Genomic DNA, 26040 nt, shown 5'->3' with positions numbered 1-26040 from the left:
TCGCGGCCGGCCCGTGCGGCTACGGTCCGACCGCGACGTTTACACCCCGTTAACCATGAACTGATCTTAATGAATGCATGTTGCATGAGCGCGCCTGGTCGCGCGGCAATTGAAGAGAGCTGACATGGGGACCATCATTGAATTTCCGGCCGGTCGCCGGGTGGGCTCGTCGGGGGATGTGGCTCCGCGCGCGGACATGGGAACGATCCTGATCCTTCCCGTCATCCGTATCGAGCGCGAGGCAGACGAAACCAGCGGCGATCACGGGCCGGAGCAGGGCACAGCGCCGGGGCGCCGTCGTCGCCGTCGCTGATTTCAGGCTTTTGCAATGCCGGACACCATCCGCCAGATCCGGTCTGTTCTATCGGCCGTCCTGCTCACGCTGCTGGCTGCGACGCTCGGTGCCTGTAGCGGCGGCGATTTCGGCCGCACCCGCGCTGACATGCGCAGCGACGACATGCATCGCTGGTTAGGGGCCGAAGCCACCGGCAGCGTCGGCCTGACGCCGTCGCAATTCCAGCTCACCGACGAGGAGCGCCAGCTGCGCGACCTCGCCTATCCCATGATCGAGCCGCCGCTGTCACGCCCCGCATGGAAGAGCGTGTTCGGCGACTACAAGGCGATGCCCTCGCCCTGGCGGCAGAAGATCGTGTTCGACCGCACCATGTACGGCCGCACGCTGATCGACGAGCCGCACCGCTCGCATTCCTCGCGCTATGCGCAGCTGATCGAGGACGTGCGCAACGACATCACCCGCTTCGAGCCGTTCTTCGCGTCCGCGATCCGCGTCATCGACCTCGACCGGAAGCGCGACGCCAGCATGGCGCGCGTCTCCGCGCTCTCGCCGAGGGAGAGGGACGACGCGGTCGCGCGCATGCAGGAGAACTCGCTGATCGTGCAGTGGGTGCAGCAATGCCTGGAGCAGCGGATCTCGTCCTATCGCTGGGCATTAGAGCGCCTGGTGATCCACGCTCCCGACGGCATGGCCGCCGACGCCGACCGCCTGATCGGCGAGCTCGCCGCCCAGACCGCCAACCCGCCGGTCCAGGCACAACCGCCTTATGGACGTGCGGTCATCTCGAAGGGCTGAGCTTTTTGCGCGCGCCGCGGCGCTTGGTTCGATCCGGCCGCCGCTGCTTCTGCAGCTTCCCCACAAACTCCTTCAGCGCATCCGCCAGCGGCACCGAGGCGCGGTAGGCGAGGCCGACCTCGCGCTTCACCTTGACCTCGATCTCGCGCACCGCGACATCAAGATTGCCCTTCGCCACGCCTTCCGGGACGATGGCGATGCCGACGCCGGCGGCGACCAGCGCGATGGCCCAATCCTCCGATTGCGCGATCGCCGCGGTCTGGCGCCGCTGCGCATTGCGGCCGAAGAATGCGCTCTGCTCGCAATGGCAGCGATCGATCAGTGGCACGCCGGCAAGGTCGGCGGCCCGGAGCTTGTCCTTCAGCGTCAGCGGGTGCGACGGCGGTAACGCCGCGACATAGCGCTCGCTCCACAGCGCGACGAAATGCTCGTCATCGCGCACCATGGTCTTGGCGATGATCCGCGCGTCTGCGCGCTCGTCGCTGCCGACGAGGCGAAGCGCGATGTCGCTACGCGCCGTCAGGGGCTTCAAGAGCGCGATGGTCCGGGGCACGTCGAGCGTGCGCATCAGGCCCAGCGTCACCGTGGTCTTCGTGATAGGCTTTTTGAACAGGCTGCGCGCGGCATCGGCCTCGTCGATGATGCGGCGCGCCAGCGTATGAAACTGCTCGGCCGAGGCAGTGGGCGCGACGCCCTTCTTGTGCCGAATGAACAGCGTGGTGCCGAGCTCCGCCTCCAGATTGGTGATCGCGGTCGAGATCGACGGCTGCGACACGAAGCAGGCCCGCGCCGCCGCGGTCAGATTGCGCTCGCGGTAGACGGCGGCGAAGTAGCGAAGCTCGCGGATATCCATAGGATTGGCCTAGAGATAATATCAATATTCGATATTTTACCTATGGATCGAGCTATGACAAGAGCGTCCTGCTCACGAACACAGGCAGGGATACGCGATGAAGATCCACCATCTCAACACCGGCACGATGTGCCCGATCGGCCGCCGCCTGGTGAACGGTAGCGGCAGCTTGTTCCAGCGCGCCCGCCTGGTCTGCCACTGCCTGCTGATGGAGACGAATCACGGGCTGGCTTTGGTCGACACCGGGATCGGCCTCGATGACATCGCATCGCCTGAGCGGCTGGGGCGGCGCTGGGTGCGGCAGACCGCGCCAAAGCTGGATCCCGCGGAGACGGCAGCCGAGCAGGTGAGGGCGCTCGGCTATTCACCGAACGACGTGCGTCACGTGCTGCTGACGCATCTCGATCGCGATCATGCCGGCGGCGTGCCCGACTTTCCCGATGCCGCGATCCACGTCCACCGCGCCGAATACGACATGGCGGTGCTGCGCAAGCCCGCGCCGCCGGAAGGCCGCTATGTCACGCGGCAGTGGAGCCACGGTCCGCGCTGGCAATTCTACGGTGAAGCCGGCGAGGACTGGTTCGGCTTCAAGGGCGTGCGCGCGCTCGGCGACAAGGAGGCGGATATCCTGATGATCCCGCTTGCCGGCCACACGCTCGGCCATTGCGGCATCGCGGTACGATCAGGCGATGGCTGGTTGCTGCATGCCGGCGACAGTTACTTCCACCATGCCCAGCTCGACGCGTCGCCGCGCATGCCCTTGATGCTCGGCTATTTCCAGCGCCGCGGCGACATGGACCGCGCAATGCGGATCGCTAACCAGACCCGGCTGCGCGCGCTGAAGCGCGATCACGGTGATCGCGTGACGATCGTCAACAGCCACGACCCCGCGGATTACGAGCGCTGCCGGTGCGGGATCCACGGAGCGATCAAAGCCCGAGCAGTCAGCCCGTCGACTTGACTCTCGATCGGCCTGAGACCGGCCCGGCGACCGCCACCTCCCGCGTGATCCACTCGGCGAAGACGCGGATCGGTCGCCGCTGCTGGCTCGCGCGCGGGAACACCAGGTGATGGCCGATATAACGGATGTCGACGGAGCGTCCGGCGAGGGGGGCAACCAACCGCCTTGTGGCGATCTCGCGTTCGGCAAGCCGGGTTGACTCCAGCGTCACGCCGAGGCCGCTCGACGCCATCGCGATCGCCAGAAAGCTGCGATCGAAGCGCATGCCGTGAATGGCAGGCGCTTCGAGTCCGTTGGCGGTGAACCATTGGTGCCACTGCACCTGCTTCACTTCCGAGCGGATCAGCACCTGATCGAGCAGGTCCTTCGGCTTGCGGATCTTCTTCGCGAGCTCGGGCGTGCAGAGCGGCGTCACGATCTCTTCGCCGAGCGGAATGACCTCGACACCCTCGGCTCTCGGCTGCCCGTAGACGATGTCGATGTCGAAATCGTCGTTGCTGAACCGGGCATATTCCGTGCTGGCGGCGAGCCGGACCTCGAGCTGGGGCTCTGCGGCCATGAAACGGGCGAGGCGCGGGGCGAGCCACTGCGCGGCAAAGCTCGGCGCGCAGTGCACCCTGAGTAATTGCGGGCCGCGGCCCGCGACCTCTTCGATCCCGCGCCGCAGATTGTCGAAGGCGGCGCCGGCATGACGCATCAGGTTCTCGCCCGCCGGCGTCAGACGGACGGCGCGGGCGCTCCGCTCGAACAATATCGTGCCCATCGCGCTTTCGAGCTTGCGGATGGCGTGGCTCACCGCGCTCGGCGTCAAATGAAGTTCGTTCGCCGCATCCCGGAACGAGCCGGTGCGTGCGGCCGCCTCGAACGCGCGGATGGACGATATCGGAATACTGGACAGCAGCATCCGACGAGTGAACCAAATTCACCTATGCAAGACAACAGCGCGTTTGTCGGAAACGGCGCAGGGGCATAATCAACGGGTCAAGAACAATGGCGCCGTCGGTGCCGGCAACAGCCGTTCAGGGAGGATCACAATGCTGCTACGCGGCAAGACAGCCATCATCACCGGAGCGGCCTCGCCGCGGGGCATCGGCCTTGCAACGGCCCGCCGCTTTGCGGCCGAAGGCGCGCGGGTCGCCATTCTCGACATCGACGGTTCGGCCGCGGAAGCCGCCGCGCGCGGGCTCGAATCCGGCACTGGCGAGCCGCATCTTGGCCTCGCCTTGGACGTCACCGACAAGCAGGCCTGCATCAAGGCCGTTGAAGCGGTCATCGCTCGGTTCAGTCAGATCGACATCCTCATCAACAATGCCGGCGTGACGCAGCCGGTGAAGCTTCTCGACATCACGCCTGAAGACTGGAACCGTATCCAGGACGTCAACCTCAAGGGCATCCTGTTCCTGTCGCAGGCCGTGATCCCGCATATGCAGAAGCGCAAGAGCGGGTCGATCGCGTGCATGTCGTCGGTCTCCGCGCAGCGCGGCGGCGGTATCTTCGGCGGACCGCATTACTCGGCGGCGAAGGCCGGCGTGCTGGGACTCGCCAAGGCAATGGCTCGCGAATTCGGGCCCGACGGTATCCGCGTCAATTGCGTGACGCCGGGCCTGATCGGCACCGATATCACCGCAGGCAAGCTCACCGACGAGATGCGGACGAAGATCCTCGAGGGCATACCGCTCGGCCGCCTCGGCGAGGCCACCGACGTCGCGGGTATCTACACCTTCCTCGCCTCGGACCTGTCGGCCTATGTCACCGGCGCGGTCATCGATGTGAACGGCGGCATGCTGATCCACTAGCCGAGGAGGGGAGAACGATCATGGCAACACCGACGCTCACAAACGCGCCGACGCTCGCACAGCGGGCCCGCAACATCCGCCGCAACGCCTTGCTGATGGGCGAGGTTCAGGGCCAGGGTTATATCGCCCAGGCGCTCGACATCGCCGACGTGCTGGCGGTGGCCTATTTCCACGCGATGCGCTTTCGCGCCGAAGATCCGGTCTGGGAAGGCCGCGACCGTTTTCTGCTGTCGAACGGACACTATGCGATTGCACTTTATGCGGCGCTGATCGAGGCCGGGATCATTCCCGAGGCTGAACTCGAAACCTACGGCTTCGACGAGAGCCGACTGCCCATGTCGGGCATGGCCTCCTATACCCCGGGCATGGAGATGTCCGGCGGCTCGCTCGGCCTTGGCCTCGGCATCGCCGTCGGCATGGCGCTCGGGCTGAAGCGGAAGAACTCGGCGGCGCGGATATTCACCCTGTTCTCGGACGGCGAGCTCGACGAGGGCTCGAAATGGGAAGCCATCATGTCTGCGGCCCATCACAAGCTCGACAACATCATCGCAATCGTCGACGTGAACAATCAGCAGGCCGACGGTCCCTCCAAGCAGATGCTCGGCTTCGAGCCGCTGGTCGATAAGCTCGAGGCCTTCGGCTGGTTCGTGCAGCGCGTCGACGGCAACGATCTCGATGCAGTGGTGGGGGCTTTCGATGCCGCGACGGCGCATGCCGAGCCGAAGCCTCGCATCATCGTCGCCGACACCTTGATGGGCAAGGGCGTTCCCTTTCTGGAGCAGCGCGAGAAGAACCATTTCATTCGCGTCGAGCCGCATGAATGGCAGCTCGCGCTGTCGGCCTTGAACGCGGGAGACCAGCCATGAAGTCCGCAGGATCCACCCCTTCGGCAAAGCCGCGCCTCACCACCTCGGCCATGATCGCCTCGATCGCGGCGGAGGGCCAGCGCACCAAACCCGCTCCCTTCGGCCACGCGCTCGTCGAGCTCGCCCGCAGCCGCGGGGACGTGGTCGGGATGACCGCCGATCTCGGCAAATACACCGACCTGCATATCTTCGCGCAGGCCTTCCCCGATCGTTACTACCAGATGGGCATGGCCGAGCAGCTGCTGTTCGCCGCAGCCTCGGGGCTCGCCGCCGAAGGCTTCATGCCGTTCGCAACGACCTACGCGGTGTTCGCCTCGCGGCGGGCCTATGACTTCATCCACCAGACCATTGCGGAAGAAGACCGCAACGTGAAGATCGCCTGCGCGCTGCCCGGCCTGACCTCGGGTTATGGACCCAGCCACCAGGCGGCCGAGGATCTCGCCCTGTTCCGTGCGATGCCGAACATGACGGTGATCGATCCCTGCGATGCGCACGAGATCGAACAGGTCGTGCCGGCGATCGCCGCGCATCGCGGGCCGGTCTATATGCGCCTGCTGCGCGGCCAGGTGCCGCTGGTGCTCGACGAGTACAATTACCGGTTCGAGCTCGGCAAGGCAGCCTTGCTTCGTGACGGCAGCGACGTCCTGGTCATCTCCTCGGGCATCATGACCATGCGCGCGCTGGAGGCGGCCCAGGCCTTGTCGGATGACCGCATTGGTGCGGCGGTCCTGCACGTTCCGACCATCAAGCCGCTCGACACCGAAGCGATCCTGCGCGAAGCGGGCAAGCCCGGCCGCCTCGTCGTCGTCGCCGAGAACCACACCGTGATCGGCGGGCTCGGCGAGGCCGTGGCGACGCTGCTGATGCGCTCGGGGGTTCATCCCGCGTTCCGCCAGATCGGACTTCCCGACGAGTTTCTCGCCGCCGGCGCGCTGCCGAGCTTGCACGACCGCTACGGCATCTCGACTGCGGAAGTGAAGCGGCAGATCAAGGATTGGCTGCGCTAGCAGCCCGCCCTCCCGATCCACGACCGACATGCTTCGCAGCGCCGCTGCGAAGAACGACGGCTGCTGTCCAATGCCGGCGCATCGAGAGCCGGCCAGCAGCAACACGGGCGGTGAAGAGCCGCCTTTAGATCAACCAATCCACGCTCGACAGGAGGAAACGATGACCTTGCGCAAGCCGATAACCCTGAGCCGCCGCAAGTTGCTCATGGCCGGCGCCGCGGTGCCGCTATGTGCCATTCTCACCCGCCCGGCCTCGGCCGCGGAATTCACCTACAAGCTCGCGACGGGGCAGGATCCGACGCATCCCGTCAACATCCGCGCCAAGGAAGCGGCCGACCGCATTCGCGAGGCGACGAGCGGCCGGCTCGAGATCAACCTGTTTCCGGCCAACCAACTCGGGTCGGATACCGACCTGTTGACGCAGGTCCGCAACGGCGGCGTCGAGTTCTTCAACCTGTCCTCGCTGATCCTTGCGACGCTGGTGCCGGCTGCAGGCATCGTCAACCTCGGCTTTCTCTTCACGAACTATGACGCGGTCTGGAAGGCGATGGATGGCGAGCTCGGCGCCTATATCCGCGCGCAGATCGCGCGGACGCCGATCATGGCGGTGTCGAGCCCCTGGGACAACGGCTTCCGCCACGTCACGTCGTCCGGCCGCGAGATCAGGACGCCGGACGATCTCAAGAATTTCAAGCTGCGCGTGCCGGCCGCTCCCAATCTGACGTCGTTGTTCCAGGCGCTCGGGGCAGGCCCCGCGCCGATCAATTTCAACGAGGTCTACTCCGCGCTCCAGACCAAGGTGGTCGACGGTCAGGAAAATCCGCTGCCGATCATCGCAACGGCCCGGCTCTACGAGGTGCAGAAGACCTGCTCCCTGACCGGGCATGTCTGGGACAATTACTGGATCCTCGGCAACAAGCGCGCTTTCGAAAAGCTGCCGAAGGATGTGCAGGGGATCGTCACGCGCGAGCTGGATCGCTCCGCCAAGGACGAGCGTGCCGACGTTGCCAAGCTCAGCGAGTCCTTGCGCGCCGATCTGACCGCCAAGGGCATGCAGTTCATCGACGTCGACCGCGGCGCGTTCCGCCAGGCCCTGGCGAAGACCAGCTTTTACGCCGACTGGAAGGCCAAGTTCGGCGATGAGGCCTGGGCTCAGCTCGAGAAAGCGGCGGGCAAGCTGTCATGACCGCGATCAACCATATGCCTGGGATCGATCAGGGCGCCGCGGTCGCAGTGCCTCAATCCGGTGTGCACCGCTGGGCCGTCGCGGCCAACAGGGTGCTTGGTCATGTGGTTGCGATCCCGGCGGCACTCCTGGTGCTCGCCGAGATCGTCGTTTTGTCGGCCGGCATCGTCGGGCGATATGTCTTTCACGCTCCGATCATCTGGGCCGATGAGCTCGCCGGCATCCTGTTCCTGTGGCTCGCCATGCTGGGATCGGTGATCGCGTTCCAGCGCGGTGAGCACATGCGGATGACGGCCATCATTGGCATGCTCCGTCCCGGCGCACGTGCCTTCCTGGACGTCGTTGCCGCCGCGGCATCGCTGGCGTTCCTGTTGTTGGTGATCCATCCCGCCTACGAGTTCGCGGCCGACGAGGTGTTCGTCACGACGCCGGCGCTCGAAATCGTCAACAGTTGGCGGGCTGCCGCGTTACCCGTCGGCATCGGATTGATGCTGGTCGCGGCGGTCCTGCGGCTCGCCCGCATCTCGAGCCTGCGCAGCCTGCTCGCGGCCGCGGTGCTCGTCGCAGGCATCATCACCGCGCTCGTTCTCATCGCGCCGGTGTTGAAACCGCTGGGCAATCTCAACCTGCTGATCTTCTTCGTGGTCATCGTCGGCGCCATGGTGCTGGCGGCGGTGCCGATCGCCTTTGCCTTCGGTCTTGCTACCGTCGGCTATCTGGCGCTGACGACGAATACGCCCGATGTGGTCATCATCGGGCGCATGGACGAAGGCATGAGCCATCTGATCCTGCTGGCTGTGCCGCTCTTCGTGTTCCTCGGCCTGCTGATCGAGATGACCGGCATGGCGCGGGCCATGGTCGGCTTTCTCGCCAGCCTGCTCGGCCACGTGCGCGGCGGCCTGCATTATGTGCTGGTCGGCGCGATGTACCTGGTGTCGGGCATCTCCGGCTCGAAGGCGGCCGACATGGCCGCCGTGGCGCCGGTGCTGTTTCCGGAGATGACCAAGCGCGGCGCCAGGCCCGGTGATCTCGTCGCGCTGCTCGCGGCGACCGGGGCCCAGACCGAGACCATTCCGCCGTCGCTCGTGCTGATCACCATCGGCTCGGTGACGGGAGTGTCGATTGCGGCGCTGTTCACCGGGGGGCTGCTGCCCGGCATCGTGCTCGCCGTCGGTCTCTGCGCCGTGGTCTGGTGGCGATACCGGGGCGAGGACCTGTCGCATGTGAAGCGGGCGACGGGGAGGGAGATCGGCCGCGCCTTCGTCATTGCCATTCCGGCAATGGCGCTGCCCTTCGTCATCCGCGCCGCGGTGGTCGAGGGCGTCGCCACCGCGACCGAAGTTTCGACCATCGGCATCGTCTACTCGGTTCTCACCGGGCTTCTGATCTATCGTCAGTTCTCCTGGCGCCGGCTTTATCCAATGTTGGTGGAGACGGCGTCACTGTCAGGCGCGATCCTGCTGATCATCGGCGCTGCGACAGGGATGGCGTGGGCTCTGACCCAATCGGGCTTCTCGGCCTCGCTTGCAAAGTTCATGACGGCTCTGCCGGGCGGAACGCCTGTCTTTCTCGGCGTGACCATCCTCGCCTTCGTCATTCTGGGCAGCGTGCTGGAAGGCATCCCCGCCATCGTCCTGTTCGGGCCGCTATTGTTTCCGATCGCCCGCCAGGTCGGCGTGCACGAAGTGCACTACGCGATGGTCGTCGTGCTCGCGATGGGCATCGGCCTGTTCGCCCCGCCATTCGGCGTCGGCTATTACGCGGCCTGCGCCATCAGCCGCATCAGTCCCGATGAGGGTATCAGGCCGATCGTCGGCTATATCGTCGCCCTGCTGATCGGCACGCTGATCGTCGCGGCAATTCCGTGGATCTCAACCGGCTTCCTGTGACGCGGAGACGGGCGGCGCTCAGCGCTGCCCGTCATGCACGGAGATCTCGGATGCCTTGAGGCCGCCGATGCGCGCGTGGGGGCGGCCGCCGGTCGCCATCACGAGGCCGAAGGCGATCTCGTCGCGCCGCGGCGCATCCCACAGCGTCATCTCCGCGGTGCCGAAATGGCTGCGGACATAGGCGGCATGGATGTGGCCGAGCGGCACCATCAGGCGGGTGCCGGGACCGCCGATGGTCTTCGCCGCCGGCACGATCGCCTTCGGTTGTCCCAGTACCTCGCGCATGCCATGGCCGCCGGCTTCATGCCAGACGGCGCCTTGCTCGAGCTCGCCGTCCTCGCCGACGATGATGCCTTTGCCATAGGCTTCGATGCGCTCGGCGCCGCCGAGCTGTGCGATCAGCGCGCTCGCAAGCTCGCGCCCGAGCTGACGCAAGGACGCCTGGAACGGCATCAGGTCCGGCTCATAGCGGCCGGCGAAGGGATTGCGGATCACCGCAATGGCGGTTCCGACCAGCAGCGGCTTGTCCAGCCGGGGCCCGCGCTCATGCCAGATGGTCTCGACGCCGAGCGCGGTCTTGCGAATATCGTAGGACGACATGCTGAAGCTAGGCCTCGTCCACGACGGGATTGCTGAGCACGCCGATGTTCTCGATCTCGACCTCGACCACATCACCTGGCTTGAGGAAGATCGGCGGCTTGCGGGTGAAGCCGACGCCGGCCGGCGTGCCGGTCGCGATGACGTCGCCGGGGACGAGATCGAAAATGGTCGAGCAATATTCGATCAGCCGCGGGATCGAGAAGATCAGCATCGAGGTGTCGGAGGACTGCACGGTCGCGCCGTTGACGCGCGTCTCGAGCTTCAGCTTGGTGGGATCGCCGAGCTCGTCCGGCGTGACCAGCCACGGTCCGAACGGGCCTGTGCCGACGAAGTTCTTGCCGGAGGCGATCTGCTGGGCGTGGCGCTGCCAGTCGCGCACGCTGACGTCATTGTAGATCGAATAGCCCGCGACGTGATTCCAGGCATCGGCCTGGCTGATGTGACGGCCGCCCTTGCCGATGACGACGGCGAGCTCGCCCTCCCAGTCGAAATTGTTCGAGACCTTCGGCCTGATCACCGGCGCGTTGTGCGCAACCTGGGACCGCCAGACCCGCAGGAAGATCGGCGGGAATTCCGTGATCTCGCGCTTCATGCCGAACGCCACGGCTTCGTTGTGGTGGTCGAGATAGTTGCGCACGGCGCAGACGATCTTCTCGGGCCGCGGAATCACTGGCAGGTATTTGACGTCGCTCAGCGCCAGCGTCGGCTTGTGCCCGGCGACGATCGCTTCGCGCTTGGCGTAGTCATCGCTGCCGAGAAAATCCGCAAGCGTCGGGTACTGAGGCAGGGCGCGGCCCAGATCCACCACGCGGTTTTCGACAACGGCGCCCCAGCTTTCCCGATTTCCGTCCAAGAACGACAGCAGCTTCATGGTTTCGCCCCAAGGGTTCCTATTTTCGATAGGGTGTATTATTTTCGAAAATGAGGCCGTGCGCAAGCCCGCCACGTGAAAATGCAGGTCGCCTATTCGGCGTCGAGCAGATGGCCGGCGTATTTGGCGACGTTGTCGGAGGTCGAGCGGATATGCGCTTCGATCAGCTGCACGGCGAGATCCGCGTTGCGCGAGATGGCGGCCTGCATGATGGCCTGGTGCTCGCCGGCCTTATCGCGCGGGCGCGGCCTGAAATTGGCGGAGAGATGCCGGTAGCGTTCGGCACGATCGAACAGCTCGGCGCGAATGGCGAGCAGCGTCGCCGAGCCGCAGGCGGAGACGAGGGCCTGATGGAACTGGCGATGCGCGATCTTCCACTCGGGATCGCGCAGGGGATGCTCGGGATCGCGCTGCTCGATCCGCTTCAAGCGGTGCAGGGTGGAGATCACCGCGATTTCCCAGTCGTCATCGCCCCGCTCGATCGAGCGGCGGATCAATTCCACCTCGATCAGCACCCGCGCATCGGTGACCTCCACCAGATCCTGGCGGCTGACCGGCGCGACGCGAAAGCCGCGCTGCTCCTGGGCGTCGACCAGGCCTTCGGCGGCGAGCGCGGTCAGCGCCTCGCGCAGCGTGGTGAAGCTTGCGCCGAACCGCTCGCGCAGCACGTCGAAGCGCAGCGGCTCGCCGGGCGGAAGGGCGCAGGCAATGATCTCCTCGCGCAGCCGATGCGTGATGTCGGCGGCGATGGTCTTGCCGAATTCCTTGCGGGGGCGGATGGCGCTCTCGGGCATGAGGATCTGTCGCTGAAATCGATGCCTCAACATGCCGCGCTAACGAGCATCTTGCAATAATTTTCGTAAACGGTATGATTTTCGAAAATATGGTCTAGGGAGCACGTGAAGTCATGAGGGCGGTGCTGGTGCGTCAGCCGGGTGGGCCGGATGCACTCGAGGTGGTCGAGCTTCCGGTGCCTGTGCCCGGAGCCGGCCAGGTGCAGATCCGGGCCGAGGCGTTCGGGGTCGGTCAACCCGACGTGCTGATCCGGCGCGGCGTCTACAAATGGATGCCGCCGTTGCCGGCCAATCCCGGCAACGATGTTGCGGGGCGCATTTCTGCGCTCGGGTCCGGCGTCGAGGGACTTGCCCTCGGCCAGAAGGTGCTGCTCAGCGCCCGCGATTTGTCCCAGCGCGGCGGCTGCTACGCCGATTACGTGGTCGCGCCCGCGGATGCCGTGCACGCGCTGCCCGATCATGTCGAGCTGCAGGCGGCCGTGTGCCTGTCGAACTATCAGGTCGCTTACGCACTGCTGCACGAGTGCCGCCATCCGCGCGCGCCCGCAAGCGCGCTGGTGATTGGCGCGGCCGGCGGCGTCGGCACCGCGCTGGTGCAGCTGGCCAAGCTTGCCGGGATGACCGTCATCGGCACGGTCTCGACAGAAGAGAAGGCTGCATTCACCAGGGCGAACGGCGCCGATCATGTCATCTTCTATCGAAGCGAGGATGTCGTGGCGCGCACCCGCGAACTGACGGATGGCGAGGGCGTCGGCCTCGTGCTCGATCACGTCTGCGGTCCCGAGTTCACCTCCTATCTCGGCGCGCTCGGCAAATGGGGCACGCTATTGTCCTACAACGCCTTCGCCGGATTGCCGGAAGAGAATCTGATGGCGGCGATGCGCGATCACCTCGACATCTGTCCGGCGATACGCTGCTTCTCCTTCCACATCTACGACCACGATCGTGACGGACGCCGTGCCCTGATGCGCAGCGTGATCGAGGCCTTGAGCCGCAATGCGATCAAGCCGGCGATCTCGGCGGTACTGAAGCTCGACGAGGTCAGGAAGGCCCATACGCTGCTCGAGCAGGGCTCCGCGCTCGGCAAGATCATCATGATTCCATGAGGGGGTGAACCGCACGATGAGCACACAAGCACCCATTGCACGTTTCACCCGGCTGCGGCACGCGACCTTCACCTCGCCCGATCCAGAGCGGCTGCTCGACTATTATCGCGGCGTGATTGGACTTGGCCTCGTGGCCCGCGATGGCAACCGCATTTTCCTCGCCAGCGATTCCGAGCAGCTCTCGCTCGTGATCGAGCCCGGCGATGCCGCGCTGAGCAGCATCGCCTTCGAGATCTCCCCGGAGGTCCAGATCGAGGCGCTGGGCGCCGCGCTCAAGCAGGCGGACTTGCGACCCGAGCTTCGGAGCGATCCCTTGCCTGGTGTGTCCCGGCTGCTGTCGTTTAGCGATCCCGAAGGCACACGTTTCGAGTTGATCCAGGGCTGGACGCCGACGCCCGCCCAGGATCGGATCGGCGGGCTCGCTGTCGCCAAGCTCGGCCACGTCGCGCTCCGTACGCCCGATCCCAAAGCCGCTTCGGAGTTCTACGCGAACGTAATGGGGCTGCGGGTCTCCGACTGGATCGAGGATCGCTTCGTGTTCATGCGCAGCGGCTTCGAGCATCACACGTTGAATTTCGCGCTCGCGCCTGACCGCGGTCTGCATCATTTCGCGTTCGAGCTGCGGGGTCCCGAGCACATGCATCGGGCCTGCGACCATCTCGCGCGTCACAAGCTCCCGGTGCTCTGGGGGCCGGTGCGTCACGGCCCGGGCCACAACACGGCGATCTATCACCGCAATCCCGATGGTCATCTGGTCGAGCTGTTTCATGACCTCGATCGGATGGTGGACGAGGAGCTCGGCTATTTCGAGCCGCGTCCCTGGCATCGCGATCGTCCGCAGCGGCCGAAGGTCTGGGTCGGGCTGCCGCGCGACGTCTGGGGCATGCCGCCATCGCCTGAATGCACGGAGTTCGCGCGCTAGCGGATTGAGTTCTAACGGAAGATCGCCGCACGCGCGGCCAACGACATAACAATCAAAGGGAGGATGCATCCATGCGTCGGATGAAGCGGCTTGCTGCGGCCATTTTTCTGCTTGGTGGTTGTCTCGCGACCATCCCGGCATCGGCGGACAATTATCCGTCGCGCCCGATCCGCCTGCTGCATGGCTTTGCCGCCGGCGGCGCGGCCGACACGCTCTCGCGCATCATTGCCGACGGGCTGTCGAAGAAGCTCGGGCAGCCCATCATCGTCGAGGCCAAGCCGGGTGCCGGCGGCAACATCGCGGCGGACGCGATCGCAAAGGCGGCGCCCGACGGTTATACGCTCGGCCTCGTCACCGGCGCGCACGCGATTTCCGCGGCGACCTACAAGAGCCTCGCCTACCAGCCGGCCGAAAGCTTCGAGATGATCTCGACGCTGGTCTACTACGCGCTCGTCATCGCCGTGCGCAACGATTACCCCGCAAAATCGCTGAGTGAACTCATTGCTATGGCCAAGGCAAAGCCGAGTTCGCTGAGCTTCGGATCGGTTGGTTTCGGCAGCACGCATCATCTTGCCGGCGAATTGCTCAACGCAACCGCCGGCATCGAGATCGTGCACGTGCCGTATCGCGGCGATTCCCAATCCGTCACCGCGCTGCTCGGTGGCGACGTTCCCGTCATCGTCGGCACGCCCGTGCTGCTGGCCCCGCAGATCCAGAGCGGCGCGATCCGTGGCTTGGCCGTGACTTCGCCGACGCGCACCGCGCTGTTGCCTGATGTTCCGACCGTGCAGGAAGCCGGCATCAAGGGCTACGACGTGCGCACCTGGGCCGGCCTGCTGGCGCCCAAGGGAACGCCGCCTGCCATCATCGCCGCGCTCAATGCCGCGACTCTGGAGGCGCTCGGGGATCCCGAGCTCAGGCAGCGTCTGGAGACGGCCGTCGGCGGCGAGGTCCGCGGCAGCTCGCCGGAGGAGATGAAGAAGCTGATCGGGACCGAGATCGCCAAATGGACCGGCGTGGTGGAGCGGGCGAAGATCCCGAAGATCTGAGCCGGGCCGGCGGCAGGGCCGGTACCGGCCGGCCCCTGCTCACGAATGCTTGATCCGGATCAACAAGCGCCACCGGCACTGGGATATGCTACGAGAGTTGCGCTGCGACCTTGATAAGGTAACTCGATAAAGATGCGCCTCGTTCGTACCATCCTGGCATTCGCAATCGCCATATCCCTGGCGATGCTGCCCGTTGGCGCGTCCGCATCCGGGCTTGCCATGTCGTCGGACGACATGCAGGCGACCATGCACATGAGCGCGGCCGGCGACATGGCGATGGACGATTGCTGCCCCGACATGAAGGGGACGCCGTCCCAGACCGGCGGTTACAAATGCGGGATGGGCTTCTGCTGCGTCGGCGGCACCATCGCGCTCGATGCCATCAGGCCCGTCGTCTTCGGGCATTTCGCCGTAGCGGTGAGCACGATCGCCCTCCCTGAGGATCAGGTCATCTCCGTCCGCAGCAGCAGTCCTCCCTTCCGACCTCCTCGAATCTGATCTCGCAACAGCCGAACGCGCGCAGCACGTTTGCGCGCGACGACGACTGACGCGTGCGCGCCATGCGCCGCGGCGAAAGATCAGATCATGAGGACAGGACAATGCTTTCCAAATTCACCACCGCGGCGCTCGCCGCCACCCTTTCGCTTGCCGCCTCCGCGGCGATGGCGGGCGCCGGCGACTACGCCTTCGAGGCCGTCACCACGCAAATGAAGAAGGGCGACGACGTTACGCTCTCGGTTCGCCTGACCAACAAGCAGACCGGCAAGCCGGTGGCGGACGCCGTCATCTTCAAGACCCGCGTCGACATGGCCCCGGACGGGATGGCCGAGATGGAATCGGCGGTAGCGCCGCTGCCGTCGAAAGAACCGGGCGTCTACGCCTTCCGGACGGACCTGCCGATGGCCGGCCGCTACCAGGTGACGCTGTCGGCCAAGGTCCAGGGCGAGTCCGAGACCGTCACCGGTAAGGTGATCGTCACGGCGACCAAGTGAGCGTGCGGACGCCGCGCGCGGCGTCCGAACTCCTCTGTCCCATTCACATGGATGCGCGCACGCCGCGCGAAGGCACACCATGAAGACGCTGCGTCTCCTGACAACACTCGCGCTGGGCGGCGGCCTGGTTTTGGGTGCGTACTGGTTCTCGAACGACGGCCACTGGTCCGTTCATGCCGAGGCGACCCCGGCTCCGGCCCAGGCGGACCGGACCCCGCTCTACTACCGCGATCCCAGCGGCGCGCCGCTCTGGTCCGCTGGTCCGAAGCAGGACGACCGTGGCCGGGATTATCTGCCGGTCTATGAGGACGGTCAGGCGAATGCGGCGGCACCAAAACCACCGCAGGCGGCTTCCTCGCGAAAAATCCTCTACTACCGCAATCCCATGGGCCTGCCCGACACCTCGCCGGTGCCGAAGAAGGACCCGATGGGAATGAACTACGTCCCCGTCTACGAAGGCGACGAGGTCGACGATGGCACGGTGAAGCTGTCGCCGGGCAAGATCCAGCGCACCGGCGTCAAGTCCGAGCCCGTCCGGCGGCGCGCGATCCGCGTCGCGGTGAGGGCGCCCGGCACGATCCAGCTCGACGAGCGCCGCGTCTCTGTCATCGCGATGCGTGCCGAAAGCTTCGTGCAGAAAGTCGCCGACGTCACCACCGGCACGCGGGTGAAGGCGGGCCAGCCGCTGATGGAGATCTACAGTTCGGCGGTGGCGTCCGCCGCGGCGGAATATCTCGCGACCATCACCTCGAAGACGGTGGGCGGCGTCGAGCTGTACGGCCGCGGCTCGCGGCAACGGCTGGTCAATCTCGACGTACCCGAACAGGTCATCGCCGAGATGGAGCGGACGCGCGTTGCGCCCCTCACCGTGCATTGGTCGGCGCCGCGCGACGGCATCGTGCTCGAGCGCAGCGCGATCGACGGCATGCGCGCCAATCCCGGCGACGTGCTGTTCAGGATCGCCGATATCTCGCAGGTCTGGGCGTTGGCCGACGTCGCCGAGCGCGATCTCGGCAACATCGCGGTAGGGCAGTCCGTGGCGGTGCGCGCGCGCAGCTTTCCCGGCCGTATCTTCAGCGGCAAGATCGCCGTGGTCTATCCGCAGGTGAACCGCGACACCAGGACGGTTCGCGTCCGGATCGAGCTCGCCAATCCCGATGCGGCGCTGCTGCCGGACATGTATGTCGATGCCGAGATCGACACGGCCGATAGCGCGCCCGTGCTGGCGATCCAGGATAGTTCGGTGCTCGACACCGGCACGCGGCAGGCCGTCCTCGTCGACAAGGGCGAAGGGCGCTTCGAGCCGCGCGAGGTGAAGCTCGGCCGGCGCGGCGGCGGCTACATCGAGGTCCGCGACGGACTTGCCGATGGCGAGGCGGTGGTCACATCCGCCACCTTCCTGATCGATGCGGAAAGCAATCTGAAGGCCGCGCTCAAGGGGTTTGCGGAGGGAGCGCCTCAGCCGTCCGATGCGGGCCATGCGACGGGAGAGCACAAATGATCGCCCGCATCATCGCCTGGTCGGCGCGCAATTTGCTGCTGGTGCTGTTCGGCACCGGCTTTGCGGCCGCCGCCGGCCTCTATGCGCTGATCCACCTGCCGCTCGATGCAATCCCGGATCTCTCCGACACCCAGGTCATCGTCTACACCGAATATCCCGGCCAGGCGCCGCAGGTGATCGAGGACCAGGTCACCTATCCCCTGACCACGGCGATGCTGACCGTGCCGAAATCGAAGGTCGTGCGCGGCTTCTCCTTCTTCGGAGCCTCGTTCGTCTACGTGATCTTCGAGGACGGCACCGACATCTATTGGGCGCGCTCGCGCGTGCTTGAATTCCTCAACGGCGCCTCGTCGCGACTGCCCGCCGGCGTCACCCCGACCATCGGCCCCGACGCCACCGGCGTCGGCTGGGTCTACCAATATGCGGTCCTGTCGAAGGAATTGAACCTGGCGGATACCCGCACCATCCAGGACTGGAATCTGAAATTCGCGCTGGCCAAGGCCGAAGGTGTCGCCGAGGTCGCCAGCATCGGCGGCTTCGTCAAGCAGTACAATGTGGTGCTCGACCCGCAGCGGATGCGCGACCGCGGCATCAGCATGCAGAAAATTCGTGAGGCGATCCGCGCCAGCAACGCCGACGTCGGCGGGCGCACCGTCGAGCTCGCCGAGTTCGAATACGTCATCCGCGGCAAGGGCTATATCAAGAGCATCAACGATCTCGGCAATATCGTGCTGAAGACCTCCGGCGGAACGCCGGTGCTGCTCCGCGACGTCGCCCACGTCGAGCTCGGGCCGGACGAGCGGCGGGGCATCACCGAGCTGAACGGCGAGGGCGAGGTCGCCAGCGGCATCGTGCTGCAGCGTTTCGGTGTCAACGCGCTCGACGTCATCGAGAACGTCAAGAAGCGCTTCAAGGAGATCGCGAGCAGCCTGCCGAAATCGGTCGAGATTGTGCCGGTCTACGATCGCTCCAACCTGATCTACGCGGCCATCGACACGCTCAAGCACACGCTGTTCGAGGAGAGCGTCGTCGTCGCGCTGGTCTGCATCGTGTTCCTGCTGCACGTCCGTAGCGCGCTGGTCGCGATCCTGATGCTGCCGGTCGGCGTGCTGATGGCGTTCGGTGCCATGAAGCTGCTCGGTCTCGGCTCCAACATCATGAGTCTCGGTGGCATCGCAATCGCGATCGGCGCCATGGTCGACGCCGCGATCGTCATGATCGAGAACGCCCACAAGCACCTCGAGCGCGCCGGGCCCGGCCAATCGCGCGTGCAGGTCCTGATCGATGCCGCCGCGGAGGTCGGCCCCGCGCTATTCTTCAGCCTGCTGATCATCACCGTGTCGTTCATGCCGATCTTCACGCTGGAATCGCAGGAGGGACGGCTGTTCAGCCCGCTGGCGTTCACCAAGACGTTCTCGATGGCGGCCGCGGCCCTCTTGTCCGTGACGTTTGTGCCGGCGCTGATGGTGATCTTCGTTCGCGGCCGGATCGTGCCGGAGAGCAAAAATGTCATCAATCGGTTCCTGATCTGGATCTACCGGCCCGTGATCAAGGGCGTGCTTCGCGCCAGGACGCTGGTGATCCTGGTCTCGGTCGCAGTCCTTGCCGTCACGATCTGGCCGGCCCGCCAGCTCGGCACCGAGTTCATGCCGGCGCTGAACGAGGGCACGCTGCTCTACATGCCGACGACGCTGCCCGGCATCTCCGTCACAAAGGCGGCCGAACTAATGCAGACGCAGGATCGCATCATCAAGTCGTTCCCCGAAGTCGCCTCCGTCTACGGCAAGGCCGGACGGGCGGCGACCGCGACCGATCCGGCCCCGACCGAAATGTTCGAGACGGTGGTCAATCTGAAGCCGAAGGAGCAGTGGCGCTCCGGCGTCACCGTCGACAGTCTGATTGCGGAGATGGACAAGGCGCTGCAGTTTCCCGGTGTCTCCAACGCCTGGACCATGCCGATCAAGGCGCGCATCGACATGCTCTCCACCGGCATCCGCACGCCTGTCGGCGTCAAGGTCATGGGCACCGACCTCGTCGAGATCGACCGGCTGGCGCGGCAGGTCGAGCGGGTGATCAAGACCGTCCCGGGGACCTCGTCTGCCTACGCCGAGCGCGGCATCGGCGGCTACTATCTCGAGATCGTCCCGGACCGCGAGGCGCTCGCCCGCTACGGCATCCTGATCCAGGACGTGCAGGACACCATCGCGGCCGCGCTCGGCGGCCAGACGGTCACGACGACGGTGGAGGGCCGGCAGCGGTTCACGGTCAACATGCGCTATCCGCGTGACCTGCGCGACAATCCCAAGGCGATCGCTGGCGATATCCTGGTGCCGATGCCGGCGGGCGGCGCCGTGCCGCTCGGCGAGGTGGCGAAGGTCGAACCGGCGCGCGGTCCGACCTCGATCCGCACCGAGAACGGCCAGCTGGCGACCTACATCTATGTCGACATCCGCGACCGCGACATCGGCAGCTACGTCGCGGACGCGCAACGCGCGGTGACGGAGAGCATCCAGTTTCCCGCCGGCACCTATGTCGTCTGGAGCGGCCAGTACGAATATCTCCAGCGCGCCGCAGCGCGCCTGAAGATCGTCGTGCCCGTGACGCTGACGATCATCTTCCTGTTGCTGTACCTGAATTTCAGGGCGCTGACCGAGACGCTGATCGTGATGCTGTCGCTGCCGTTCGCGCTGGTCGGCGGCATCTGGATGATGTGGTGGTTCGGCTTCAATCTGTCCGTCGCGGTCGCCGTCGGCTTCATCGCGCTCGCCGGCGTTGCCGCCGAGACCGGCGTCGTGATGCTGATCTACCTCGATCACGCGCTGGCCGAGATGAAGGCGAGGCGCGAGGCCGAGGGCGGGGTCTTCACTCGGCGCGATCTCCATGACGCCATCATGGTGGGCGCGGTCGAGCGCGTCCGGCCCAAGATGATGACGGTGGTCGCCATCATGGCGGGCCTGCTGCCGATCATGTGGAGCACCGGCGCCGGATCGGAGATCATGCAGCGCATCGCGCTGCCGATGATCGGCGGGATGATCTCCTCGACACTGCTGACGCTGATCGTGATCCCGGCGATTTTCGGGCTGGTGAAGGGGCGGGGGCTGCCTGATGGCGAGCAACCGGCGCTCGTCGACGAACATGCCGTTGAAATGGAGAACGGCATGCGCCCTCCGCAAGCGGCCGAATAGGATCGCGAGACGCCGTCCGGCTTCCCGGGCTTTGGCTCAGCCGGACCGTGTCTCCTGGCTCCGCAGCAGGCGGTGCGTCACCGTTCGTGCGATCGCCGCCGGCGCCTCCTCGGGGATCGCAAAGCAGGAGCTCGCGTTGATCTCGCACAGCACGTAGGTGTCGGCGCCCGCCGCATCGCGCGGCCCGTACAGGAAATCCGCATCCCAGATCACTGGCAGTGACGATTCATCGATGCCGAGCGTTTCCACCATCTGCGGCGTCCATTCATCCTCCATCGACCTTCGCAGCGCCCGGAACGGCGGGGCATCAGGGCCGTGCATGATCCGCGGTCCGGGCTGCGCCTCGGGCGCGTCGAGGCCTTCCGGAGGCGGTGGGATCAAGGCCTTGATCAATTGGTGCCCAAAGCCCGCGACCCTGGCGCCGCTCATGTAGCAGCGGATCATCCCGTCGGGCAGACGAGGTTGAAACGCCTGGTCGATGATGCAGCCACCCCAGCCGAAATACGGCGCGCAGCGCGCCACCAGATCCTCGAACCTGATGTCCTCGGGCCGGCTGCCGCGCTGGGCATGGAGCACGCGAACCGTCTCCGTCGTGTTCGGAAGCGCTTCGACCTTCCACACCCCTTGGCCGCCATTGCCGCGATTTTGCTTGAGCACGCGGGGGCCGTCCGCCCGAAGGCGCGAGGGAAATTCGGCGCGGAACGCCGCGGCGGTATCATAGCGATGGGTGTCGGTCCCCCAGCCCAGGTGGCGCGTTCGGTAAAGCACCTCCTTGACGCCCATCTTCAGGATCACGTCGGGATGGGCGCTCACCCAGGGACCTCGCGCCGCGACGTCGCGCAGCAGGATGTCGAGCTCGGCGCGCGTCTTGCCCTGGTGGATCGGATCGACCCAGACCAGCACGCCGTCGGCCGCGAGCAGTTGATCGCGGACAGCACCAGCAAAGCTCTCGTCGTAGATCACGGGGCGCGCGTCGATGCCGAACGCGGCGAGGGCTTCGAAGACGCGGACGAAGCGGCTGTTTTGCGGCGTTGCATCCTGGCGGGCGGCGGCGTCTCCGCGCGAGAGGATGGCGAGTGTTTGGCGGGGGGATGGGTGTCGTTCGGTGTCCATGCGCAAGCTCCACGAATGGCGTGCTGCGCAGAGCTTGGACCGGGGTCTCACGGGGAGTCTGCTTCGTCCCCACGTGACGAACCCTAATGAGATCGTCCGGTCGTTTCAAGATGCCGATTGGCGCGGTTCCGTTCCGAGTGAACTCTTCGTGACGCGCCTCGGCCTTGCGCCGGTTGACAGCTGGGCCACCCGGGTTTCTATTCGTCGCGACGGGGATTTGCGATCTCCCCGCGAGGCGACATGCCCAAGAATCGCGTCCTGATCAGCAAGGGCGCAGCATGTCATCGTTTCCCGATCTCATCAGACAAATCGTGATTTTTCATTCGTGCGCGGCGGCCGCGCCGAAGCGCTTTGGCATCATCTCGTCGCGCCGCGCCGAACGACTTCACCTGGGGCAGGAGACGCCAGGAGAATGTCATGCGGAGAAGGGTCATCTTTCACACAATCCTCTTTCTGGCGATCGCCAGCGGGCTGTCGAGCGCACGGGCTCTGACACAAGAGGAGGTCGTCGCCAAAATCCAGGCGGCCGGCTACACGCAGGTCAGCGACATCAAATCGACCGCCGAGGGCACGACCGCAAAAGCCGTGAAGAACGGCAAGGACGTGCGGCTCGTCGTCGACAGCGCCGGCCAGATCAAGGAGCAGAAGTGAACCCCGGGGCACAGGAGCCTGAAATCCAAGCTTAGGGAGCAGTTCAATGCGAAAGACAATTTTGGCACTGATCGGCGTCGGTGCCTGCTTCATCGCGAGCGCCCATGCGCAGGACCTCGACTGGAAGAAGGTCGATGAAACACTGGGCCGCAAGCCCGTCGTTGCGGACGATGTCCACCGCTACGGCTTTCCTCGCACCGATCTCACCGTGACTTTGGACGGGGTGACGATCAAGCCGGCGCTGGCGCTCGGCGGCTGGCTCGCGTTCAAGCCCGCGCATGGCGGTGCCATGGTCATGGGCGATCTCGTGCTCCTCGAGACTGAGATCAAGCCCGTGATGGCGAAGATGATCGCGAGCGGTATCGAGATCACCGCCGTGCATAATCATCTGCTGCGTGCGAGCCCGGCGACGTTTTACATGCACGTCGCCGGACACGGCGATCCCGTCAAGCTGGCCTCGGCGATCCACGATGCGCTGGCCGAAAGCAAAACCCCCTTGACGGTCGCGGCGCCGGCGGGCCCGCCGCCTGCCATCGACCTCGACACTGCAAAGCTCGATCAGGTCATCGGCGTCAAGGGGCAGGCCAACGGCGGCGTCTACCAGTTCAACGTCAAGCGGCGCGACCCGATCACGGAGGACGGCATGCTGCTGACCCCCGTCGGTGCGATGGGCGTTGCGATCGCCATCAACTTCCAGCCGACCGGAGCAGGCAAGGCCGCCATCACCGGCGATTTCGTGCTGACCAGCGACGAGGTGAATCCGGTCATCGTGGCGCTGCGCACGCACGGCATCGAGGTCACGGCGCTGCATAGCCATATGCTGGACGAGCAGCCGCGACTGTTCTTCATGCACTTCTGGGCCAATGACGACGCGGTCAAGCTCGCGAACGGCCTGCGCGCCGCGCTGGACAAGACTGCAAGCACGAAAGGCTGACGGCGAGGCCGAGCCGGCGATGATGTCTCGCCGCTTACGGCTGCGGCGGAAAGCGGTCGAACGTCGGCAGTTCGTGCGCGTGCTCCATCCAGCGCAGGCGCTCGGCGACCTGGATGTGCATCGTCGGCGGCACGGCCTCGGGATCGTCATAGGTCGCGCTCTGGATATCGATGATCCCGGGCATCAGGCTGGCATTGTCGTAGAACAGGCCGGTGCCGCAATTGGCGCAAAAGTGCCGCCGGACATGTTCAGAGGAGCGGTACACCTTCGGCTCGCCCTTGGTCACCTTGAGCGCGCTCTCCGCATACATCGTCCAGCCGACCACCGGAGCGCCGGCGTGGAGCCGGCAATCGCGGCAGTGGCACAGCGCATGCACGATCGCCTCGCCCTCGACCTCGTAACGGATTGCGCCGCAGTGACAGCCGCCGGTGATGGTGCTCATGCATTCCTCCGATGGAAGGCGGGTTTGGTGGATCGATAACTCGCGAGACGCGCGGCTTCAACGGCGCAAGCGATTTGAAGTTGCGTCCTACTGTCGCCTGACAGCTGCTGCCATGCCAGGCCTTCGGTGCCACGCCAAGCCCTCGGCGCCGCGGCTTCGCCACGGGATCTTCAGCCTCGGTTTTCCACACCCACGACCCGCAGTATCGAATTGCGGATCCAACCTACTAGCGATCGATAATTTGCCAGCGCCGTCGGGCGCAGCTTTGATGACGGCATGAGCACCAAATCACGCGAGGTCATCTGGAGCGGCCGGATTCTGGGTGCGGAAATTTCGGCCAAGCACGCGCGCGAGGAGGCCAGGAAGGCGGTTCGCGAGGCTGATCGGGCCGAAGCCGAAGCCTGGTCGGTCCGCATGGAAGGTTACGGTGGTCCCTCGCAGCCCTCGCCGACGATCGGCCAATGCCTGAACGGCGGCATGGGCTGGCTCGAGGTCGAGTGCAACAGGTGCAAGGCGCGTGCGAGCCTGCCGCTCGACGCAATCCGCCGTCCCCGCGATACGCCGATCTGGAAGCTGGAAGCCTCGCTCAAGTGCCGGTCGTGCCGAAAGGGACGTTCCGCGCCGCCCGTCCACATGATCAAGCTGACGGCCACGCAAAGCATCACGCCCTACAAATGGGTGCATCCGACCGAGGAGCGGTAATCAGGCGCTGCGACGACAACAGCCCGCGCGCCTTGTCGACCTCTGGCCCCTGGCGCCGGATGTCGTTCCTCGCTCTGGCGTCGGCTCTTCGGGCTAAACCGGTCATCGTCACGGTCAAATGAGCCTCGGCAGAACCAAACGCGAGTTCAGGCTGGATCGATAGAAAAGATATCGTCGACTTCGAGACGCATGGTGTCGCGGCATTCGCACGCCACCTCTGCGAGCCGCGATGGGTCGATCTCGATTTCGCCTCGCCGTTCGGATCTGATCGCTCCGGAAGCACGCAGATTGCGCATCAGGAGCGTCACCGTCGTCCGTCGCACACCCAGTATTTGCGAAAGCGTCTCCTGCGTGAGCGGGAGGACGTCGTGGTCGACGCGGTCGTGAAGATGGAGCAGCCAGCGTGCCATGCGGGCTTGGACCGGATGCAGCGCATTGCAGGCTCCGCCGATTTGTAGCTGTATCAGCATCGCCTTGAAGTGAAGCTGGACAGCGTGGCGGATCGCGGGGCTACGGCTAAAAGCCGCGTGGAATCGCGATACGGGAATCCGCGAGGCGGTGCCGGCGGCACGAACGATGGCGGTAAGGGCCGCAGGGGACGGCCCCAGCACGGAAAGGGTGCCTACTGCTCCCTCGCGCCCTATCGCAGCGCTGGCGACCGTCTCCCCGTTCGCCATGTCGATCATCACCGAAATGGCCCCACTATGAGGGAAGAGGACGTGCTCGGTCTGGTCACCCGCCCGCGAGATGACCGCGTCCCGATCGAGCGCGACCATCTCCAGCTCGGGTGCTAGCAGACCGAGATCTGCCGCCGGTAGGGCGGCGAGAAGTCGGTTACCAATTCCGCTGGGATGCGTCACGGTAGCCCACCGCGAACCGCATTTCGAGCGGCATAGGACGGCAAACTCGAACTTTGTTTGAAACCGCGTACGCCTCGCGCTCCGAAATCCAATTCAGCTGCGGAAGCTCTCAATTTCAAAAATAAAACTCCGAACACACGCGACCGCGAGGCGCGTTTTGCCTTACGCCATCATTCAGGACTTAGATTCAAGCGCTATGTGGCACAATTGCAAAATGCGTATGGGTAACACCATAAGGTGTTCCAATTTCCGGAGCGCGGCAAACGCTGCGGTGAGAGAGTTGGGCGAACCATGCCTTTCACCGCGATCGGCGCGATCTACGCGATGATGAGCACAAGCTACTGAAAGGACCGTTCAGGAACTCCGCCAGCACACTCCGCCGGTTTCGTTTGTCCGAAAGTGGCCCGTGAGCGATAGGCAGGGTGAAGCAGAAGGGCAGGCGGCTTGAGGCTTGCAAGCTACCGTTGCAGGCACGTCGCGTGATGTCCGTTCTTGCGCAAACGTAGCGCATCCCGACGCAGCCAGCCGGGGCTCCTTTGCAAGGCTTGCGCTAAGGAAGGAACTTCCTGCCCCTTGCGATATCCCAGTTATGCACAGTCACTCCCCGACATACCTTCGTCTGTGTTGACAATCCCAAAAAAAGTTTGAGCGAGAGTCACAAACCGAACCG

At 65.3% G+C, this 26040-nt stretch carries 26 protein-coding genes; 18 read left to right on the top strand and 8 right to left on the bottom strand.

All coding sequences use genetic code 11. The features are described 5' to 3' along the window. Positions 1-124: 124 nt before the first annotated feature. Both BM190_RS16445 and BM190_RS16440 read left to right on the top strand, forming a co-directional pair. Entirely contained in the window at positions 125-313 is a 189-nt protein-coding gene (locus tag BM190_RS16445) for a hypothetical protein (protein WP_018315770.1), read from the top strand. Between the two features lie 15 nt (positions 314-328). Next, positions 329-1090 carry a hypothetical protein gene (locus tag BM190_RS16440; protein ID WP_092256607.1) on the top strand — a complete coding sequence of 254 codons (762 nt, stop codon included), beginning with the start codon at positions 329-331 and terminating at the stop codon, positions 1088-1090. On the opposite strand, the gene BM190_RS16435 is transcribed toward BM190_RS16440, so the two are convergent. Continuing rightward, complete coding sequence (locus BM190_RS16435; RefSeq protein ID WP_092256604.1) at positions 1074-1943, bottom strand: LysR family transcriptional regulator; 870 nt, start codon at positions 1941-1943, stop codon at positions 1074-1076. The genes BM190_RS16440 and BM190_RS16435 overlap by 17 nt on opposite strands. Before the next feature lie 97 nt (positions 1944-2040). Between BM190_RS16435 and BM190_RS16430 the strand changes: the two genes are divergently transcribed. After that, on the top strand, positions 2041-2904 hold the full coding sequence (locus tag BM190_RS16430; RefSeq protein WP_092256601.1) for an MBL fold metallo-hydrolase: 864 nt from the start codon (positions 2041-2043) through the stop codon (positions 2902-2904). Here BM190_RS16430 and BM190_RS16425 read toward each other — a convergent pair. Then, a complete protein-coding gene (locus BM190_RS16425) occupies positions 2888-3805 on the bottom strand; it encodes a LysR substrate-binding domain-containing protein (protein WP_049814764.1) in 918 nt (305 codons plus the stop codon). The two genes, BM190_RS16430 and BM190_RS16425, sit on opposite strands and share 17 nt — an antisense overlap. Positions 3806-3938: 133 nt before the next feature. Between BM190_RS16425 and BM190_RS16420 the strand changes: the two genes are divergently transcribed. From BM190_RS16420 to BM190_RS16400, 5 genes are all read left to right on the top strand, one after another. Beyond that, positions 3939-4700: an SDR family NAD(P)-dependent oxidoreductase gene (locus BM190_RS16420; protein WP_018315774.1), complete on the top strand. Its 762-nt coding sequence runs from the start codon at positions 3939-3941 to the stop codon at positions 4698-4700. Positions 4701-4720: 20 nt separating this feature from the next. Beyond that, positions 4721-5566 carry a transketolase gene (locus BM190_RS16415; RefSeq protein WP_092256598.1) on the top strand — a complete coding sequence of 282 codons (846 nt, stop codon included), beginning with the start codon at positions 4721-4723 and terminating at the stop codon, positions 5564-5566. Then, complete coding sequence (locus BM190_RS16410; RefSeq protein ID WP_092256595.1) at positions 5563-6573, top strand: transketolase family protein; 1011 nt, start codon at positions 5563-5565, stop codon at positions 6571-6573. The genes BM190_RS16415 and BM190_RS16410 overlap by 4 nt, the downstream gene beginning before the upstream one ends. Before the next feature lie 160 nt (positions 6574-6733). Continuing rightward, positions 6734-7759: a TRAP transporter substrate-binding protein gene (locus BM190_RS16405; protein WP_092256592.1), complete on the top strand. Its 1026-nt coding sequence runs from the start codon at positions 6734-6736 to the stop codon at positions 7757-7759. Beyond that, positions 7756-9648, top strand: a complete 1893-nt coding sequence (locus tag BM190_RS16400) for a TRAP transporter large permease (protein ID WP_092256588.1) — start codon at positions 7756-7758, stop codon at positions 9646-9648. Before BM190_RS16405 ends, BM190_RS16400 begins: the two co-directional genes overlap by 4 nt. 18 nt (positions 9649-9666) lie before the next feature. Here BM190_RS16400 and BM190_RS16395 read toward each other — a convergent pair whose 3' ends face one another. From BM190_RS16395 to BM190_RS16385, 3 genes are all read right to left on the bottom strand, one after another. Then, positions 9667-10248 carry an amino acid synthesis family protein gene (locus tag BM190_RS16395; RefSeq protein WP_092256585.1) on the bottom strand — a complete coding sequence of 194 codons (582 nt, stop codon included), beginning with the start codon at positions 10246-10248 and terminating at the stop codon, positions 9667-9669. A gap of 7 nt (positions 10249-10255) precedes the next feature. After that, a complete protein-coding gene (locus tag BM190_RS16390; RefSeq protein ID WP_092256582.1) occupies positions 10256-11119 on the bottom strand; it encodes a fumarylacetoacetate hydrolase family protein in 864 nt (287 codons plus the stop codon). A 92-nt stretch (positions 11120-11211) separates the two neighbouring features. Then, positions 11212-11913 (bottom strand): GntR family transcriptional regulator, encoded by a 702-nt coding sequence (locus tag BM190_RS16385; RefSeq protein WP_092256579.1) that lies wholly within the window; start codon positions 11911-11913, stop codon positions 11212-11214. A gap of 113 nt (positions 11914-12026) precedes the next feature. Between BM190_RS16385 and BM190_RS16380 the strand changes: the two genes are divergently transcribed. The 7 genes from BM190_RS16380 to BM190_RS16350 all read left to right on the top strand — a co-directional run bounded on the left by BM190_RS16380 (position 12027) and on the right by BM190_RS16350 (position 20668). Then, positions 12027-13019 carry a zinc-dependent alcohol dehydrogenase family protein gene (locus BM190_RS16380; RefSeq protein ID WP_092256576.1) on the top strand — a complete coding sequence of 331 codons (993 nt, stop codon included), beginning with the start codon at positions 12027-12029 and terminating at the stop codon, positions 13017-13019. Positions 13020-13035: 16 nt separating this feature from the next. Continuing rightward, positions 13036-13941, top strand: a complete 906-nt coding sequence (locus tag BM190_RS16375; protein WP_092256573.1) for a VOC family protein — start codon at positions 13036-13038, stop codon at positions 13939-13941. Between the two features lie 71 nt (positions 13942-14012). Further along, the gene (locus BM190_RS16370) at positions 14013-14990 is read left to right on the top strand and encodes a tripartite tricarboxylate transporter substrate binding protein (RefSeq protein ID WP_092256570.1); all 978 of its coding nucleotides are present in this window, start codon (positions 14013-14015) and stop codon (positions 14988-14990) included. A 132-nt stretch (positions 14991-15122) separates the two neighbouring features. Further along, positions 15123-15488, top strand: a complete 366-nt coding sequence (locus tag BM190_RS16365; protein ID WP_092256567.1) for a hypothetical protein — start codon at positions 15123-15125, stop codon at positions 15486-15488. 101 nt (positions 15489-15589) lie between these two features. Continuing rightward, positions 15590-15982, top strand: coding sequence for a FixH family protein (locus tag BM190_RS16360; protein ID WP_092256564.1), 393 nt, complete (start codon positions 15590-15592; stop codon positions 15980-15982). Positions 15983-16061: 79 nt separating this feature from the next. Next, positions 16062-17483, top strand: coding sequence for an efflux RND transporter periplasmic adaptor subunit (locus BM190_RS16355; RefSeq protein ID WP_092256560.1), 1422 nt, complete (start codon positions 16062-16064; stop codon positions 17481-17483). Then, on the top strand, positions 17480-20668 hold the full coding sequence (locus tag BM190_RS16350; RefSeq protein WP_092256556.1) for an efflux RND transporter permease subunit: 3189 nt from the start codon (positions 17480-17482) through the stop codon (positions 20666-20668). Before BM190_RS16355 ends, BM190_RS16350 begins: the two co-directional genes overlap by 4 nt. A gap of 36 nt (positions 20669-20704) precedes the next feature. Here the strand turns inward: BM190_RS16350 and BM190_RS16345 are convergent, their stop codons facing one another. After that, positions 20705-21781, bottom strand: a complete 1077-nt coding sequence (locus BM190_RS16345; protein WP_092256553.1) for a Cj0069 family protein — start codon at positions 21779-21781, stop codon at positions 20705-20707. Between the two features lie 417 nt (positions 21782-22198). Here BM190_RS16345 and BM190_RS16340 point away from each other — a divergent pair, with 417 nt between their 5' ends. Then, the gene (locus BM190_RS16340) at positions 22199-22432 is read left to right on the top strand and encodes a hypothetical protein (RefSeq protein ID WP_092256550.1); all 234 of its coding nucleotides are present in this window, start codon (positions 22199-22201) and stop codon (positions 22430-22432) included. Between the two features lie 46 nt (positions 22433-22478). Then, positions 22479-23366: a DUF1259 domain-containing protein gene (locus BM190_RS16335; RefSeq protein WP_092256547.1), complete on the top strand. Its 888-nt coding sequence runs from the start codon at positions 22479-22481 to the stop codon at positions 23364-23366. Positions 23367-23400: 34 nt separating this feature from the next. Here the strand turns inward: BM190_RS16335 and BM190_RS16330 are convergent, their stop codons facing one another. After that, positions 23401-23808, bottom strand: coding sequence for a GFA family protein (locus BM190_RS16330; protein ID WP_018315791.1), 408 nt, complete (start codon positions 23806-23808; stop codon positions 23401-23403). A gap of 276 nt (positions 23809-24084) precedes the next feature. On the opposite strand from BM190_RS16330, the gene BM190_RS16325 reads away from it, so the two are divergent. After that, entirely contained in the window at positions 24085-24510 is a 426-nt protein-coding gene (locus BM190_RS16325) for a hypothetical protein (RefSeq protein WP_092256544.1), read from the top strand. Positions 24511-24656: 146 nt separating this feature from the next. On the opposite strand, the gene BM190_RS16320 is transcribed toward BM190_RS16325, so the two are convergent. Then, positions 24657-25370 (bottom strand): Crp/Fnr family transcriptional regulator, encoded by a 714-nt coding sequence (locus tag BM190_RS16320; RefSeq protein WP_092256542.1) that lies wholly within the window; start codon positions 25368-25370, stop codon positions 24657-24659. Between the last annotated feature and the right edge of the window lie 670 nt (positions 25371-26040).

Origin of the sequence: Bradyrhizobium sp. Rc3b (assembly GCF_900114915.1) — a bacterium.
In the GTDB taxonomy this organism is placed as follows: Bacteria; Pseudomonadota; Alphaproteobacteria; order Rhizobiales; family Xanthobacteraceae; genus Bradyrhizobium.
The sequence above is the reverse complement of the archived record's forward strand: the minus strand, read 5'-3'. Positions and strand labels throughout refer to the sequence as shown.

Excerpts from the sequence above, each read along its gene's own strand:
- BM190_RS16445 (WP_018315770.1), top strand. The coding sequence starts at position 125 with ATGGGGACCATCATTGAATTTCCGGCCGGTCGCCGGGTGGGCTCGTCG.
- BM190_RS16440 (WP_092256607.1), top strand. The coding sequence starts at position 329 with ATGCCGGACACCATCCGCCAGATCCGGTCTGTTCTATCGGCCGTCCTG.
- BM190_RS16435 (WP_092256604.1), bottom strand. The coding sequence starts at position 1,943 with ATGGATATCCGCGAGCTTCGCTACTTCGCCGCCGTCTACCGCGAGCGC.
- BM190_RS16430 (WP_092256601.1), top strand. The coding sequence starts at position 2,041 with ATGAAGATCCACCATCTCAACACCGGCACGATGTGCCCGATCGGCCGC.
- BM190_RS16420 (WP_018315774.1), top strand. The coding sequence starts at position 3,939 with ATGCTGCTACGCGGCAAGACAGCCATCATCACCGGAGCGGCCTCGCCG.
- BM190_RS16415 (WP_092256598.1), top strand. The coding sequence starts at position 4,721 with ATGGCAACACCGACGCTCACAAACGCGCCGACGCTCGCACAGCGGGCC.
- BM190_RS16410 (WP_092256595.1), top strand. The coding sequence starts at position 5,563 with ATGAAGTCCGCAGGATCCACCCCTTCGGCAAAGCCGCGCCTCACCACC.
- BM190_RS16405 (WP_092256592.1), top strand. The coding sequence starts at position 6,734 with ATGACCTTGCGCAAGCCGATAACCCTGAGCCGCCGCAAGTTGCTCATG.
- BM190_RS16400 (WP_092256588.1), top strand. The coding sequence starts at position 7,756 with ATGACCGCGATCAACCATATGCCTGGGATCGATCAGGGCGCCGCGGTC.
- BM190_RS16395 (WP_092256585.1), bottom strand. The coding sequence starts at position 10,248 with ATGTCGTCCTACGATATTCGCAAGACCGCGCTCGGCGTCGAGACCATC.
- BM190_RS16390 (WP_092256582.1), bottom strand. The coding sequence starts at position 11,119 with ATGAAGCTGCTGTCGTTCTTGGACGGAAATCGGGAAAGCTGGGGCGCC.
- BM190_RS16385 (WP_092256579.1), bottom strand. The coding sequence starts at position 11,913 with ATGCCCGAGAGCGCCATCCGCCCCCGCAAGGAATTCGGCAAGACCATC.
- BM190_RS16380 (WP_092256576.1), top strand. The coding sequence starts at position 12,027 with ATGAGGGCGGTGCTGGTGCGTCAGCCGGGTGGGCCGGATGCACTCGAG.
- BM190_RS16375 (WP_092256573.1), top strand. The coding sequence starts at position 13,036 with ATGAGCACACAAGCACCCATTGCACGTTTCACCCGGCTGCGGCACGCG.
- BM190_RS16370 (WP_092256570.1), top strand. The coding sequence starts at position 14,013 with ATGCGTCGGATGAAGCGGCTTGCTGCGGCCATTTTTCTGCTTGGTGGT.
- BM190_RS16365 (WP_092256567.1), top strand. The coding sequence starts at position 15,123 with ATGCGCCTCGTTCGTACCATCCTGGCATTCGCAATCGCCATATCCCTG.
- BM190_RS16360 (WP_092256564.1), top strand. The coding sequence starts at position 15,590 with ATGCTTTCCAAATTCACCACCGCGGCGCTCGCCGCCACCCTTTCGCTT.
- BM190_RS16355 (WP_092256560.1), top strand. The coding sequence starts at position 16,062 with ATGAAGACGCTGCGTCTCCTGACAACACTCGCGCTGGGCGGCGGCCTG.
- BM190_RS16350 (WP_092256556.1), top strand. The coding sequence starts at position 17,480 with ATGATCGCCCGCATCATCGCCTGGTCGGCGCGCAATTTGCTGCTGGTG.
- BM190_RS16345 (WP_092256553.1), bottom strand. The coding sequence starts at position 21,781 with ATGGACACCGAACGACACCCATCCCCCCGCCAAACACTCGCCATCCTC.
- BM190_RS16340 (WP_092256550.1), top strand. The coding sequence starts at position 22,199 with ATGCGGAGAAGGGTCATCTTTCACACAATCCTCTTTCTGGCGATCGCC.
- BM190_RS16335 (WP_092256547.1), top strand. The coding sequence starts at position 22,479 with ATGCGAAAGACAATTTTGGCACTGATCGGCGTCGGTGCCTGCTTCATC.
- BM190_RS16330 (WP_018315791.1), bottom strand. The coding sequence starts at position 23,808 with ATGAGCACCATCACCGGCGGCTGTCACTGCGGCGCAATCCGTTACGAG.
- BM190_RS16325 (WP_092256544.1), top strand. The coding sequence starts at position 24,085 with ATGAGCACCAAATCACGCGAGGTCATCTGGAGCGGCCGGATTCTGGGT.